Origin of the sequence: Asticcacaulis sp. (genome assembly GCF_051954415.1) — a bacterium.
In the GTDB taxonomy this organism is placed as follows: Bacteria; Pseudomonadota; Alphaproteobacteria; order Caulobacterales; family Caulobacteraceae; genus Asticcacaulis.
This window is the reverse complement of sequence record NZ_JBQCHT010000012.1, coordinates 15,858-31,151: the sequence shown is the minus strand read 5'-3', so window position 1 is coordinate 31,151 and position 15,294 is coordinate 15,858. Positions and strand designations below refer to the sequence as shown.

11 protein-coding genes are annotated in these 15,294 nt (G+C 61.0%); 1 reads left to right on the top strand and 10 read right to left on the bottom strand.

All coding sequences use genetic code 11. From position 1 onward, the window contains the following. Positions 1-165: 165 nt before the first annotated feature. From ACTHND_RS03980 to ppc, 10 genes are all read right to left on the bottom strand, one after another. Positions 166-2,742, bottom strand: a complete 2,577-nt coding sequence (locus ACTHND_RS03980) for a glycoside hydrolase family 3 protein (protein WP_440176285.1) — start codon at positions 2,740-2,742, stop codon at positions 166-168. Positions 2,743-3,419: 677 nt separating this feature from the next. Then, positions 3,420-4,481 (bottom strand): LacI family DNA-binding transcriptional regulator, encoded by a 1,062-nt coding sequence (locus ACTHND_RS03975; protein WP_440176282.1) that lies wholly within the window; start codon positions 4,479-4,481, stop codon positions 3,420-3,422. A gap of 240 nt (positions 4,482-4,721) precedes the next feature. After that, positions 4,722-5,354 (bottom strand): bifunctional 4-hydroxy-2-oxoglutarate aldolase/2-dehydro-3-deoxy-phosphogluconate aldolase, encoded by a 633-nt coding sequence (locus ACTHND_RS03970; protein WP_440176016.1) that lies wholly within the window; start codon positions 5,352-5,354, stop codon positions 4,722-4,724. Between the two features lie 174 nt (positions 5,355-5,528). After that, the gene (locus tag ACTHND_RS03965; protein WP_440176014.1) at positions 5,529-6,545 is read right to left on the bottom strand and encodes a glucokinase; all 1,017 of its coding nucleotides are present in this window, start codon (positions 6,543-6,545) and stop codon (positions 5,529-5,531) included. 4 nt (positions 6,546-6,549) lie between these two features. Continuing rightward, positions 6,550-8,364, bottom strand: a complete 1,815-nt coding sequence (edd, locus tag ACTHND_RS03960) for a phosphogluconate dehydratase (protein ID WP_440176012.1) — start codon at positions 8,362-8,364, stop codon at positions 6,550-6,552. Between the two features lie 12 nt (positions 8,365-8,376). Further along, a complete protein-coding gene (pgl, locus tag ACTHND_RS03955; RefSeq protein WP_440176010.1) occupies positions 8,377-9,168 on the bottom strand; it encodes a 6-phosphogluconolactonase in 792 nt (263 codons plus the stop codon). Then, entirely contained in the window at positions 9,161-10,651 is a 1,491-nt protein-coding gene (zwf, locus tag ACTHND_RS03950; protein ID WP_440176008.1) for a glucose-6-phosphate dehydrogenase, read from the bottom strand. The genes pgl and zwf overlap by 8 nt, the downstream gene beginning before the upstream one ends. Positions 10,652-10,837: 186 nt before the next feature. After that, the gene (mazF, locus tag ACTHND_RS03945) at positions 10,838-11,176 is read right to left on the bottom strand and encodes an endoribonuclease MazF (RefSeq protein WP_440176006.1); all 339 of its coding nucleotides are present in this window, start codon (positions 11,174-11,176) and stop codon (positions 10,838-10,840) included. After that, a complete protein-coding gene (locus tag ACTHND_RS03940; protein WP_440176005.1) occupies positions 11,173-11,418 on the bottom strand; it encodes an AbrB/MazE/SpoVT family DNA-binding domain-containing protein in 246 nt (81 codons plus the stop codon). The genes mazF and ACTHND_RS03940 overlap by 4 nt, the downstream gene beginning before the upstream one ends. A gap of 155 nt (positions 11,419-11,573) precedes the next feature. Then, entirely contained in the window at positions 11,574-14,267 is a 2,694-nt protein-coding gene (gene ppc / locus ACTHND_RS03935; protein ID WP_440176004.1) for a phosphoenolpyruvate carboxylase, read from the bottom strand. Positions 14,268-14,677: 410 nt separating this feature from the next. On the opposite strand from ppc, the gene ACTHND_RS03930 reads away from it, so the two are divergent. Beyond that, on the top strand, positions 14,678-15,241 hold the full coding sequence (locus tag ACTHND_RS03930) for a hypothetical protein (protein WP_440176002.1): 564 nt from the start codon (positions 14,678-14,680) through the stop codon (positions 15,239-15,241). Positions 15,242-15,294 lie beyond the last annotated feature (53 nt).

Below are 15,294 nucleotides of genomic sequence, written 5' to 3'. Positions count from 1 at the left end.
GCTTTTAGGCTGAATCAATCCCGAAATCCCAACAGGTGAAACGGCGACGATTGAACTCGCCGCTCTGTTCTTAAAATCCTCTCCTCTTGGAGGGGAGGTGGCTTCGATACCGAAGGCATCGAAGACGGAGGGGTAACAGCCGCCGGCCATTACCCTCCTCTTTCCCTACTTCGCCGGACACACGGCGTCGCCCTCGTCCGAAGCCAGCTTGATCTCGCTGTAGCTGATCGACAGGGGCGTCGTCGTCGCCAGCGAGAACGGCACGCCGACCTGCGACACGTCAAGCCCGGCCGCCTGATAGCAGTCCAGCTTGACCTTCAGCGTGGCCCACTGGCCGACCGGCGCTTTCAGTTCCGGACCGATATCGAGCGAGGTATAGGTCTTCTCGTCCTTGCCCATGGTCAGCATGACCGGGCCGGAGACCGCGGAATCGAGGCGATAGGTGACGGCCAGCGCCATCTTGCCCGTGGTCTGGCGGCTGAGATCGACCGGCGAGCCGAAAATGGCCACCGCGCCAATGCCATTGCCCTTGAAGATCACCGAGCGACCGGATTCCTGCTTGTCGGCGTCCACCGTCGTCTGGGCGACATTGCCGCCGGCGCTTTCCACCGAAGCGCCGCTGATCATGGTAATGCCCTGAGCGTCCATCACCGCCGATTGCCACGGCGCCTTTACGCGGCCGGCAGCGAAATAGGTATCGACATTGACCACGGCTTCATTGCGCAGGCCGGAATCTTCCGACAGTTGCGGCACGTCGCCGATATCCGCGTAGGTCAGACCATAGCCATAGGGGAAAAGCGGATCATAGCCCACCGTGCCGATATTGAGCGGCCCTTGATTGGCGGTCTTTGGCCACGAGAAGGTCAGCTTGCCCTTGAAATCGTAACGCGGCTGCTTGTTGAGGTCGCCCACGATGACATCAGCGATGCCGCCGCCTTCGGTGCCCGGCAGCCAGGCCTCGACAAAGGCGTCCGACGCATTGATTTCCGGGTTGGTCCACAGGGGGCGGCCCGACAGGAAGACGGTGACCACCTTGATGCCGGCCGATTTCAGCTTGTGGATCATCTCCAGGTCGCTGCGGTCGCCGGTCTGGTAGTCGAGATTGGTGCGGTCGCCCTGGAATTCAGCGTAAGGATCTTCACCGATGACTACCACGGCCACGTCGGGCTTTTCCTTGTAGAAGCCGTTGTCGCTGAGCGTGGCGACGCCCCCGGCCTGCTTCACCGCCTCGGCAATGCCCTCATAGATGGTCTCGCCATTCGGGAAGTCGGCGCGGCTGTTGCCGGTGCCCTGCCAGGTGATGGTCCAGCCGCCCGACTGCTTGCCGATATCGTTGGCGCCCGAACCGGTGACGAGGATGCGCGCGCCCGGATCGAGCGGCAGGGTGTGGTTCTCGTTCTTGATCAGCACCAGGGATTCGCGCACCGCCTGACGCGCCAGGGCGCGGTGCTCGGGCGAACCCAACTGGTCCCACTTGCCCGAAAGCGGCCGGTCAAGCGGCGCGCCCAGCGTAAACAGCCCGCCCTTGATCTTGGCGCGCAGGATGCGACGCACGGCGTCATCGAGACGCGACATCGGAATGGTGCCGGCCTTCACATCGGCCAGGGTATTTTCATACATCGGCTTCCACGAATCCGGCGCCATGAACATGTCGACCCCGGCATTCATCGCCTCCGGGCAATCGTCCTTGGCGCAGCTTTCCAACTGGCGGTGGGCGTCCCAATCGGTGATGGTGAAGCCGTCGAAGTGCATCCGTTGCTTCAGCGCGCCGATGATCAGGCGCTTGTTGCCGGCCATCTTCTGGCCGTTCCAGGATGAAAAAGAGATCATGACCGACAGCGCGCCGGCCTCGATGGCCGGCGGGTAACCGGCACCGTGGATGCGCGCCAGATCGGCCTCGCTCATCTCGGCATCGCCCTGGTCCTTGCCGTCCTTCGTGCCGCCATCGCCCAGGAAGTGCTTGGCGGTGGACATGATGTGGCCTGGCTTGATGCCGTCCATGCCGCCGCGCACGCCCTGCAGACCGTCAACCATGCGGCCGGCATAGGCCGCCACGTCGGCCGGGTTTTCCGAGTAGGATTCGTAGGAACGCCCCCAGCGCTTGTCACGCGCCACAGCGACCGTCGGGGCGAAGGTCCAGTCCACACCGGCGGCGGCCATTTCGGCGGCGGTGGCGGCGCCGATCTTTTCGATCAGGTCCGGATCATGGGTGGCGCCCAGGCCGACATTGTGCGGGAAGATGGTGGCGCCGACGAGATTGGAATGGCCGTGCACCGCATCGATGCCAAACAGCAGCGGAATCGGCGCCTTGGTGGGGCGATCGAGCGCCGCGCGCCAGTAATCATCAGCCAGTTTCAGCCACTGGTCCGGCGTGGCGCGTTCATTGCCGCCGGGCGCGGAATTGCCGCCGGCCAGGATGGAGCCCAGCGGATAGGTCTTGAGGTCTTCCGGCTTGATATAGGCGATATCGGCCTGGATGGTCTGGCCGACTTTTTCCTCCAGCGTCATCTGGCTCATGATCTCGGTGATCTTCGCCTCGGTGGCGGGATCGACCAGGCCGGCCGGGGCCAGCTTCGGCCAGGCGGGATCGACCGCAATGACGGCGGGCGCCTTGGCCACGACCTTTTTCTTTACGCTCTTCTTCTTGACGGTTTTATGCGCGGCGGCTTTCGCCTTGGCCTGCGCCATATCCGCCGCACCAAAACCGAATGTACACAACACACCGATTGCTGCGCCGATCATAAGGGCGGGCCTGAGCGAGGATTTATGAGACAATGGAGTGCTCCTTGGGTCGTTCTTCCACAACATTTTTTCTTTGACCTGTAGCACGGCCGCACGGTCTGAAAAAGCCGCCCGTTATCGCCCACCTGTCACTGCTTTTGCCGGCCCGTTTTGCTGCCTGTGACGACCGGACCTGCCCGATTTAATGACAGCGCTATCAAGCCCCGTCAAGTCACCATCCCTTTTGACGCGAACGGTTGCGGCGCAATATATCCGGCGTTTTACGTCAAAAAACATATTTGCTTTCATTATTTATTTGACAGCGTTGTCAGATTTGCTATGACTATCTCACCCTGTTTTCCCGCTCTGTGAATTTTTCTGGAATTTTCGGATCGGGATCTGTGTTTAAAACCATTATGCGGCCCGGTTTCTTTCCCTTTTTCATAGCCGTTTCGCTGTCGTGGTTTTAAAGCGCCTTCTTAAATGTGGCATTATTTGGAAGGCACTGGCCTTTAGTCCCGATGAACCTTTTGGTTCATCGGGTTTTTTTTGATTTAGACCTCAAAGAAAGCAAGAAACCCCACCACCAACGCGCAAGAGCGCGTCGGTCCCCCTACCTGACAAGCGGGGAGGGGGACCGAGCCAACTCATAAGTTGACGCGCAACAAATGGCTCGTGGTGGTGGGGTTTCTTACTTTCTAAACCGCCTTCGCCGACTCGCGCATCACCAGTTCAAATGGCAATTCCCGACGCGTATCGCTGAAATTCGGCGCGTCTTCATCGGCCGAGGCGCGTGACAGCAGCATATCGGCCGCCGCATAGGCCAGGTCGGTCACCGGCTGACGGATCGTGGTCAGGTGCGGCCAGATGATCATCGAACCCGGCGTATCGTCGAAGCCAACCACCGATACCTGATCGGGCACCCGAACGCCTGTCTGCTGGGCATAGGCCATGACGCCAAAGGCCATTTCGTCATTGGAGGCGAAAATGGCGGTCGGCAAATTGCCGGCGTCCATGAACAGCGCCTTGGCCGCTTCCAGCCCCGAAGCGAAGCTGTTGAAGCCTTGCGCGATGCGGCGCGAATGCGGTTCCGCCCCCGCCTCGTGCATGGCCTTGATGAAGCCGTCATAGCGCCGGTGCGAAGATCCGTGTTCCGGGTGACCGCGCACGAAACCGATATCCCTGTGTCCGCGCGCCAGCAGAAACTGCGTCATTTCGTAGGCGGCCTGGGTGTCGTCCATCTCCACGAGGGCCGAGCGACCAGGAAAGAGCGAGGGCGAGACGCGCACATAGGGCACGCCGGCCGCTTCCACGGCATCCAGCACCACAGCCATATCGCAGAGCGGCGGCGTCAGGATCACGCCATCGAGGCGGATAGTGGCCAGCAGCGAAGCGATCGCCCGGCCGATATCCGGCGCCAGGCTGTCCTGCGGCTCGCTGAGCACATGGTAACCGCTCTGGCGGCAGCGTTCGATCACGCCCTGCTGGAGGTCGATGACATAGCTGGATGACGGGTTATCGTACAAAAGCCCTATCAGGAAGCTGCGCGAACCGGCCAGCGAACGGGCCAGCAGGTTCGGCCTGTAATGCAGGCGGGCGGCGGCTTCCTTCACCTTGGTGCGGGTTTCCTCACGCACGTTCGGCTCATCGTTCATCACCCGCGAAACGGTCTTGATCGATACGCCGGCCAGCCGCGCCACGTCATTGATGGTGGAAACCGCGCTGGAAACGGACGGCTCTTTTGCGGCAGGCGCCTTGATCTGGGTCACTCGAATCCGAGCCTTGTTTATTATATTGGTCTTATCAGCTTGCGTCTGTCATGACAGCTTTGTCAATGGATAAGACCTGAGTGTTTTCAACACTCAGGTCTTATCCATTTTCCCTTTTGGCGCTGCCGTGCAAGCTTGCCTCGCCCATTGCGAAGCCCTACCGTTTCGCTGTTTGAGGGCAAGGCTCGGACGGGCGCTTGCCCTTACCAAATCTCATGAAGAGATTTGGAGTTATTTCTTGCCAAACGTCGCCACGGCTTCCGCGGCGAGACGGGTGATCTCAGCCCAATTGCCGTCATTCATCGCCTTGGCCGGCGCGACCCACGAACCGCCGACGCACAGCACATTATCGAGCGCCAGGAAATCGGCGGCGTTTTTCGCGTCGATACCGCCGGTCGGGCAGAACTTGACCTGCGGCAGCGGGCCGCCGATGCTTTTCAGATAAGGCACGCCACCGGCCGGTACGGCCGGGAAGAATTTCAGATGGGTGAAGCCCCACTCCAGCGCCTTCATCACTTCCGAAGAGGTGGCCACGCCCGGCAGCAGCGGCAAAACCTCCTGATGCGCCAGGGTCTTGGTCAGGCCCGGCGAAACCAGAAATTTCGCACCGGCCTTCTCGGCCTTCTCGGCATCCTTCGGCGTCAGCACCGTACCGGCGCCGACCACGGCCTCCGGACGCTCCTTCGAGATCAGCTTGATGGCGTCCAGCGCGCAATCGGTGCGCAGGGTGATTTCCAGCGCCCGGATGCCGCCGGCTATAAGTGCATCGGCCAGGGGCAGGGCCTGGTCGAGCGACGGGATGACCATCACCGGCAGCACCGGGCCCATGGTCATGAATTTTTCTACATCGGGATGCGTGGACATGGGTGTTTCCTTTATTCTGGGAAAGCAAGATACCCCACCACCATTCGCTGCGCTCATGGTCCCCCTCCCCGGCAAGCCGGGGAGGTACAAGCGCTTTCTTATACCTCCCCACCTGTGGTGGGGAGGGGGACCGCGCCTGAAAGGCGTGGTGGTGGGGTTTCTTACTTACTACTCTTAAGCCGTAATCTGCACATCCGTCAGCGCATTCGCCGAACCGAGCAGCGCCGCATACGGATGGATGATGATGCGCGACGGAATAGCCGCCACCATACCCGCCAGCGGCGCCTTGGCCTCCATGCGGGCGCGGAAGCGCAGTTCGTCAATATGCTTGATCAGGCGCGGCGCAATGCCGCCGGCAATGAACATGCCCGAGGTCGCACCATGCGCCAGGGCCAGGTCACCGCACACCGAAGCCATGATGTCGAGGAAGGCTTCCACCGTGTAGCGCGATCCGGTGGCGTCCTCGCCTTCCAGGTGAGTGATCTGCGCCGGCGTCAGGTCTTCGGCCAGTTCGCCGCGGATCGAGGAAATCGCCTGGTAAAGATTGACCAGGCCCGGCCCGGACAGCAGCATCTCGACCGTCACGCGGCCATGCTTCTTGCGCAGGAACCGCAGGATTTCACTCTCATAATCATTGACCGGCGCGAAGGAAATATGGCCGCTTTCGGTCGACAGGCAGTAGGGGCCAAACTCGCCACCCACCAGCACCGAAGCACCGAAACCAGTGCCCGCACCCATCACGGCATGGACATCGCCAAAGCCCGACTTTACCGGGCCAATGCACTTTGTGTCGCCCTCTTCGAGATGCGGCAGGGCAAAGGCCAGGCCGGCATAGTCGTTGATCAGTTTGGCGCGGCGTGCGCCGGTCGCTTTCGCCAGCAGTCCCTCCTCGACTTCCCAGTCGAGATTGGTGAACTTGATATGGCCGTTCTTCACCGGTCCGGCCACGGCCACGCAGGCATAGTCCAGCTCCGGCTTGCCGCCGATCATGTCGAAATAGGCGGCCAGCGCCTTGTAGACGTCCTTGTGCTCCGCCGTTTCCAGCGATTTGAAGCTGGTCAGGCTGGTCTTGCCTTCCCGACGCTCCGCAATGGCGAAGCGGGCATTGGTGCCGCCGATATCCCCCACCAGCCCACGCAGCGGGCGATTGAAGGAGGTGGTGACCGAACTGGCCTCGAAATGCTTTGTCATATAGTTACCAAAAAACGGCGCCACCCTGGTCGGCCGGTCCTACCGAACGACGCATGTGCGCAAAAAGTTCCCGTCCCATGCCGTCGGCTTCTGGTGGCCGATCAGCATTTGTTCTTTGTGAAAACTCGGCGGCATCTCCGAGGAAGTCTATGGTGCCGGCCACGCAATCGACACGCAGCACGTCCCCGTTCTTGAGTTTCGCAATCGGTCCGCCGTCAACCGCTTCCGGCGTCAAGTGGATAACGGCAGGCACCTTTCCCGATGCCCCCGACATGCGGCCGTCAGAGACCAAAGCGACCTTGCGCCCCGCGTCGAGTATGCTGGAAAGCGACGGCGTCAGGCTGTGCAGTTCCGGCATTCCGTTGGCTTTTGGCCCCTGGAAGCGGACGACGCAAATGAAATCGCCTTCCGGCAGTTGTTTGGCCTTGAAGGCCGCCAGGAAATCATCCTGGTCGTCGAACACCACGCATGGCGCTTCAACGATCTGGTGCTCAAGTTTGACGGCCGAAACCTTGGCGATCGAGGTGCCGAGATTACCCTTGACCTCACGAAGCCCGCCTTCCGGCGAGAACGGATTGGAAGCCGGGCGCAGGATGTTTTCGTCAAGGCTGTGTTCGGGCGCATCGCGCCAGACAACCTCGCCGTCCTGCAGCACGGGTTCCTTGGCATAGTCCGCCATGCCCTGCCCCCAAATGGTCTGGACATCGGCGTGCATCAGGCCGGCGTTCAGCAGTTCCCTGATAACAAAGCCCATGCCGCCGGCGGCGTGGAAATGGTTCACATCGGCCGATCCATTCGGATAGACGCGCGCCAGCAGCGGCACCACGGACGAGATCTTGTCCATGTCTTCCCAGGTCAGGATCACGCCGGCGGCGCGGGCCATGGCCGGCAGGTGCAGGGCGTGGTTGGTTGAACCGCCGGTCGCCATCAGGCCGATCACGCCGTTGACGATGGCCTTCGCGTCGATGACATCGGCCAGGCGATGCGGATTTTTGGAGTTTTCAGCGGTCTTCGCCGCACGCTCGACGGCGCACTGCGTCAGGGCGTCGCGCAGCGGCGTGTTCGGATGGACGAAGGCGGCGCCCGGCACATGCAAGCCCATCATTTCCATCAGCATCTGATTGGAATTGGCGGTGCCGTAGAAGGTGCAGGTGCCGGCGGAGTGATACGAGGCCATTTCAGCGGCCAGAAGCGCATCGCGGCCGACCTCGCCCAGCGCATAGCGGGTGCGGACCTTGGCCTTTTCCGGGTTCGGCAGGCCGGAACCCATCGGGCCGGATGGCACGAAGATGATCGGCAGATGGGCAAACGACAGGGCGCCGATCACCAGGCCCGGCACGATCTTGTCGCAGATACCCAGCATCAGCGCGGCATCGAAGGCATCGTGGCTCAAGGATACGGCCGTCGACATGGCGATGACATCGCGCGAAAATAGGCTGAGCTCCATGCCCGGACGGCCTTGCGTCACGCCATCGCACATGGCCGGCACGCCGCCGGCAACCTGCGTGGTGGCGCCGAACTGGCGCGCCATGACACGGAGTTTTTCGGGGTAGTCGTGATAGGGCTGGTGCGCCGACAGCATGTCGTTATAGGCGGTGACGATGCCGATATTGGGCACGGAATCGAGCGCCTGCTGCAACTTGTCATTGTCCGAAGAGGCAGCGACGACGTGGGCATAGTTGGCGCACGAAAGCTTCTTGCGGCGCGGCTCATTCGCCTTGTAGCGGTCGGCGCGCGCCATGAATTGCTTACGCAAATCCTTCGAGCGCTCGATGATGCGCGCGGTGACTTCGGCAATTACGGGATGCAACTGTGTCATAATATTAGTCCTCTAGCCCGCCCAAACAAATTCGACGTCGGTCGGACATTGCGCGATAAACGCGCCGATCGGCGAGGTATAGGGGTCGGTGTCCTCGGTCGCGCTTTTGAGCGCATCGAGCTTGGCTTGACCGGTGATGTAGAAAAGAATGCGGCGCGAATTATTGATTGCCGGCACGCTCAGCGTAATGCGTGGCAATTTCGGCTCGGAACCATCCGTATGCGGCAGAACCGGCAGCACCAGGCGCTCGGTAGTATAGACCTCGGCATTGATGGGATTATGCGGGAAGATCGAGGCATAGTGCGCATCCGGCCCCATGCCCATCAGGGCGAAATCGAAGCGAGGCGCCTCGCCGCCATTCAGATCGCGCAGGGTCTTTTCCGCCTTTTCGGCGCAAGAGTCCTGATCATCGATATCCTGGATCAGGGTCAGGAACGCCATGCCCGAATGATCCTTATCGGCCAGGACCGGCGCCAGAGCATCGCGCATCATGCGGGTGTTCGAGGCCGCATCATCGACCGGCACAAAACGTTCGTCGACCTGGGCCAGGGTCACCTTCGACCAGTCCAGTTCAGCATGGATCAGGTGCTGGTAGATCGGCTTCGGCGTGGTGCCGCCGCAACCGATCCAGACGGCCTTGGTGCGCGCATCAATAGCCTGGCGCAGGCTGTCGGCTATGGCATCGGCGATATAGGTGCCGGCGCGCTGCGTATTGGCGAAGCAATGCACGGTCACGGTCTTGCCATGGGCATTCCACGTTAATACGTCTTCCGAGACGTTGAGCTTGTGCGCGGCCTCAGTCATTCCACATGCGTCCGTTGTCGCGTTCGATCAGGCTGAAGGCGCTGACCGGACCGAAAGTGCCGGCCGGGTACTTCTGCGGCTTCATGTCCTTCTCGTGCCACGCCTTGATGATGCCATCCACCCAGGTCCAGGCGGCCTCGACCTCATCACGGCGCACGAACTGGGCATTATTGCCATTGAGGGCATCGAGGATCAGGCGCTCATAGGCGATACGGCGGCGCGGCGGCTTGCCGTCCTTGCTGTCGTCGAACGCCTTGATCAGCGACAGGCTGAGATCGAGCGGCTGGAGATGGACACCTTCCGAGGTCAGGCCCGGCGCCTTGTTCATCAGGGTCAGCGAAATGTCTTCTTCCGGCTGGAGGCGGATCAGCAGGCGGTTGGCCTGAGCCTCCGGGCCGAAGATCGAATGCGGCAGCGGCTTGAACTGGATGACGATTTCCGTGGTGCGCGACGGCAGGCACTTGCCCGTGCGCATATAGATCGGCGTGCCGGCCCAGCGCCAGTTGGCGATCTCCGCCTTGATGGCGACGAAGGTCTCGGTATTGGACGGCGAACCCTTTTCCGCCTCGTAACCGGCCACCGGATGGCCGTCGGCGAAACCGGGACCATACTGGCCGCGCGCCGTGTTGGTCAGCACGTTTTCAGCGGTGATGGCCTTCAGCGAACGCAGCACCTTTACCTTTTCATCGCGCAGGGCGTCCGAGGTCAGGGCCGAGGGCGGTTCCATAGCCAGCAGGCAGAGCAGTTGCAGCAGGTGGTTCTGCAACATGTCGCGGATTGCGCCGTATTCATCGTAATAGCCGAGGCGATCCGCCACGCCGACCGTTTCCGCAATGGTGATCTGGATGTGGTCGATCGACTGCGAATTCCACAGTGGCTCGAACACCATATTGCCGAAGCGCAGGGCGATCAGGTTCTGAACCGTTTCCTTGCCCAGATAGTGATCGATGCGGAAGGTACGGTCTTCGGCGAAGGCATGGGCGACGGAATCGTTGATCACCTTCGAAGTGGCCAGGTCGCGGCCGATCGGCTTCTCAATGATGACGCGATTGGGCGCCTTGTTCAGGCCGGCGCGTTCGATGTGCTCGCAAATCGGCTTGAACAGCGACGGCGATACCGACAGGAAGAAAACGATATCGAGGTGCTCCACGTCGCCCAATTCGGCCTTCAGCTTCGAGCCCCAGTCGTCATGGGCGGCGTCGAGCGCGACGTGGACGATGCGCTTGCGGAACCGACTGAGCGCTTCCGGCGTCGTCCACTGGCCAAAACGGCTGGTGACGGCATTGCCGATGCGGTCGACACAGACCTCGGTGCCGCAGTCTTCGCGGGCGACGGAAATAATGCGCAGATTGTCAGCGAGAAAGCCTTCCTGGTCGAGCATGGCCAGCGACGGCCACAACATGCGCATTGCGAGATCGCCCGTGCCCCCGACAAGGACAAAAACCTGTTGGCGCGCGCCATTACTTCCAGAAGATGCCGACATGAGACCTTTTCGTTCCGAACCTGTGACCCGCCCTGTGTGCCCAGGGCTTTAGTCATGACAGCGTTGTCATAACCCCTGTTTTCCGGCAGGTCAACAATGAATGTCAGCGGGCGTCACAAATGCCGCGCCCGCAGCCGTCATATAGGCCATGCGGCCCCAAGGATACAAGCTGGAAAGACGCCTAAATCAGACACTTCGCCCAATCAGCGCCTTGGCCAGCTTGCGGACACGGATCAGTTCTTCGCGCGTCACGCCGCCTTTTTTCTGCGCCTTTCGCACACGCCAGTCGAGGCTCTTGATCTGATCGGCCAGAACCGCGCTGGCCACGTCTCCACCCAATACCACTTCCCAGGGATGCCCCTTGATCTTCGTCGTAATCGGACAACACAGCATCAGGCTCTGGCGATCGTTGTAGATGCGCGGGCTCAGGACCACGGCCGGCCGGTGGCCAGCCTGCTCATGCCCGGCCTGCGGATCGAATTCCAGCCAAACGATATCGCCCTCATCGGGCACATAATCGCTCATAGAGCTTCATTGCCCTGGGGCGCACCGAAATCGGCCTCGGTCTGAATGACGTCCGGCGTCAGGCGGCTGAGCAAGTCTTCCAGATCGGCCTCATCTTCAACTGTGGCAGGCTCAATAACCAGCCGGCCCTCTTCCAGCCGCATATCCACGGTATCGGCGGCCTTCAGATTCAGCGCCGATAAATAGGCACTGGGAATACGCACCGAGGTGCTGTTCCCCCATTTCGCCAGCGCGACCTTCATACCCGCCTCCGTTGATCCAATGTAGATACATTAACCGAAACGGCCGAGGGAATCAATACGGCGGTCACCCCGTATTTCTAAGCGCGCTTGCAATGCCATTGCCGCGCTCAAGCAGCGAAGCGGTAGCGCAGCGTAAAAACGGTCAATGGCTTACATCACCCCGTATTGCGCAGCGCAGACGCAATGCCATTGACCGTCAGTTGCATGGCCAGTTGCACCAGCTTGTGCCGGTTGCCGTGGCGACGAATGCCCAGCAGGTAGACCTGCAAACGATTGAGCGAACCCAGCAGCGGATTGGCGCGTTCGATCTGGTTGCGCAGGCGCTCATGGGTCGAGAGCAGATAGGGCGCGCCGCGCAGGCGCAGGATCAGCGCCACCGTATCATCGAACTCGAATTTTATCTTCGCATAGATGCGCGCCGCCTCTTCCGGTTCACCGGCCAGGCCCGCATAAAGCCCGGCGATCTCCATGTCGGTCTTGGCCAGGGCCATTTCCATATTGGCGATGAAGACCTCGAAGAAGTCCCACTGCATCATTTCCTTCAGCACGTCGTCGCTGATCGCCAGTTCGCGCACCGCCGCGGCGAAACCATACCAGCCCGGCAGCATGAAACGCGTCTGCGACCAGGCGAAGACCCACGGAATGGCGCGCAGGTCCTCGATCTTGCCCGACGCCGTGCGCGAAGCCGGACGCGAGCCGATCTTGAGATTGCTCACCTCGTCCACCGGCGTCACCGTGCGGAAGAAGTTGAGGAAGTGCGGATCGTCATAAACCAGGCCACGATAGGCATCAAAGGCGGCCGCATGAACCTGGTCCATCAGAGGCGTGAACTTTTCCTCCAGCTTCGCATCGGCCGTATGGGCCGCCGTCTTCGGCCCACGCTTCGGCACCGTCGCCAGGAAGGTGGCGGCCGCGAAGCTGTCGAGCGTCTTGTGGGCGGTGACGACATTGCCGAACTTGCGCGCGATCATCTCGCCCTGTTCGGTGACGCGGATCTGCCCGCCGACCGTGCCTTCGGGCTGGGCCAGAATCGCCGCGAAGGCCGGACCGCCGCCGCGCCCGACGCTGCCGCCGCGGCCATGGAACAGGCGCAACTGCACGCCGGCCTTGTCGCATACCGCCTTGATCGCCTTCGACGCCTTGTGCAGCGACCAGCGCGAAGAGGTATAGCCACCGTCCTTATTCGAGTCGGAATAGCCGAGCATGACTTCCTGCAGCGCCGGGCGGCCCATCAGCGAACGGACGGCGAAATTGCCGAGCCACTTCTTCATGATTTCCGGCGCCGCCTCCAGATCGCCGATCGTCTCGAACAGGGGCGAAATCTTCATCATGCAGTGCGGCTGCGGCCCGCCGCGCACCAAACCAGCCTGTTTCAGCAGCACCAGCGGCTCCAGAATATCGGAAACCGAACCGGCCTTGGAAATGACATAGGCGCCAAATGCCTCCGGCCCGAAAGTTTTCACGATCTCCGCCGCGGCATCGACAATGCGCAGTTCCTTGCGGGTTTCATCGGAATAGCTGGCATAGTCCCAGCGCAGAATCCGGTCATTGGCCAGTTCGGCGAAGAGCAGCGAACAGCGCTCGCTTTCCGACATGCCGAGATAATCGACCAGTTCCGACGACTGGGTAAACAGGTCGGCGATGACGCGCTCATGCACATCGGAATTCTGCCGCAGGTCGAGCGCCAGCAGGTGGAAGCCGCAGGAGCGGGCAATGCGGATCAGGGTCTTCAGCGTGGCGCCGATCATGCGGCGGCCGCCATTACTGGCCAGGGAATTGCGGATCACGCGCATGTCGAACAGGAAGGCGGCGCAGCTTTCATAGGCCGGCGCCGCGACCGAGGTATCGCCGGCGCGGCTGCCCACTGATTCACCCAGGATTTCCGCTCGCGTCCGCAGCAGGCGCTGCCGGATATGGGCGATGGCGCGGCGGTAGGGCTCATCAACGCGGTGGATATCGGTATTGAGCGACTTGCGCGCCAGTTCCTGCAACGCATCGCTGACCGGCGTCACCTCGTCCGACATGGTCAGTTCGGTATCCAGCTTGTCGAGGTGGACCAGGTAGAAATCAAAGGCCACGCGCGCCTGCTCACGATAGGCATAGCGCAGGGTCACCTCATCGACATGCGGATGGCCGTCGCGGTCGCCGCCGATCCACGAACCGAGCTTGAGCACGTCCGGCAGCGGTCCCTCGTGCGGGATGTCGCGGCCCCATTCGGTATAGAGCGTCACCAGGGCCGGCAAGACCGAGCGCTTGACCGCGCCGATCAGATTGTTGATCTCGTCGCGCACCGTGATGCGCTCCGGCCGGTTGAGGCGCGTGTTCCACAGCAGCGCCACGGCGCGATAGAGATCATCCCCCACCTGCTTCTTCTCACCCGGATTGGCAGCCTTTTCATAGGCTTGCAGCAGGGTGGCGATTTCCGTTTCGCGCTCCACGATCGAAGCGCGGCGCATCTCGGTCGGGTGGGCGGTAAAGACCGGCGAGGCCAGGATGCTGCTGAGCGTGGCGTCGATCTCGGCCCTGTCCAGACCAGATTGCCGGGCCGAGGCCACGGCATTGGCCAGGCTGATCGGCTGCATGGAGCCGTCGGCGCTCTCGAAACTGTCGATCTTGCCGAGCTGGCCCACGTCCTCGGAGATGACCGACAGCATGGACAGACACGTCATGATACGGGCGATATGCGCGGCTTCTGATTCACTCAAGGCACTGAAATCGAAAGTCTTGTCCTTCAGCGCCTCGACTTTGTCCATGACCTCGGCCTTGCCGAATTCGTGGACGGCTTCGCTGAGAAAGCCGTCGAGCAGCGTGATGTGTTGCCTGACGTGATTGAGGACGGTATCGGTCATGTTTCAGTGTTCCAGGGTGCCCGTTAGGCTCGCACAGGTCACACTTTTCGTCACAAAAACATAGACTTGCAGTCAGGTTTGTTCCGACGACGCATGATCAGATGTCAAGCCGGTTTATTGTTTTATACCTTCTGATTAGGCGCGATTTTTGTGCATCGCAAGATAACAAATTTCGACGTAAAACGGGTCATATTGATAGTATGAATGAATCCAAGACCTTGAATATTATTGTCTGATTTAATATTTTTTCATTCCAGAACGCATGGCGCATAAAGTTTCATTAGAAACAACGCCTTGACCATGCGCCCGCCACTGCGAAGCGGCATAATAACACCGCCCGCCATTTGTTAAGACTTTTCCTGTAAAACAGACGTCCATAACAAGCTTAAGAATAAGCAAGAGGGTGTCCCATGGCCAAAGCGACCTTTCATCGCCACCAAAGAGTCTATGTCGAACCGGTCGGTACCTGGGCGGTGATCGACAAGGTCAATCCCGTCTGGGTCAAGGGGTTCGACGAGCCGGTGCGCGTCACCTATGACTGCGGCCTGGGCCGTGATTTCGCCGCCGAGGAACTGACGCCCGAAAGCGCCACCGACAAAAGCGGCCAGGACCAGCACCTGTCGCACTGGCGCCTGATGCGCGCCCGCAACAAGTGGCAGACGCCGGAAGAAAGCCGCAATCACCCCTTCCCCGGCACCTATCCGATCGTCGTCACCGATGAAAATGACTGGGGCGGCTGGCGCGTGCCCGGCGCCGAATACGAGCGTGACCCGGCCCTGATCGAGATGCAGGCCCGCCTGATCGCCGCCGCGCCGCACCTGCTCAAGCTGGTCAAGGATCTGCGTGACTATGCGCGCAATAACAGCGAACTCGACGACGACCTGATCGCTCTGGCCAAACGCGCCGACCAGTTGCGCCAGCACGTCGAAACCGACGTGACCGATGTGCCGAAAGCCACACGCCAGACGGGATAACCGGCCGGTTCATTTACTAAAATCCGCATTGTATCGCTTGAGCTTCTCTGAAA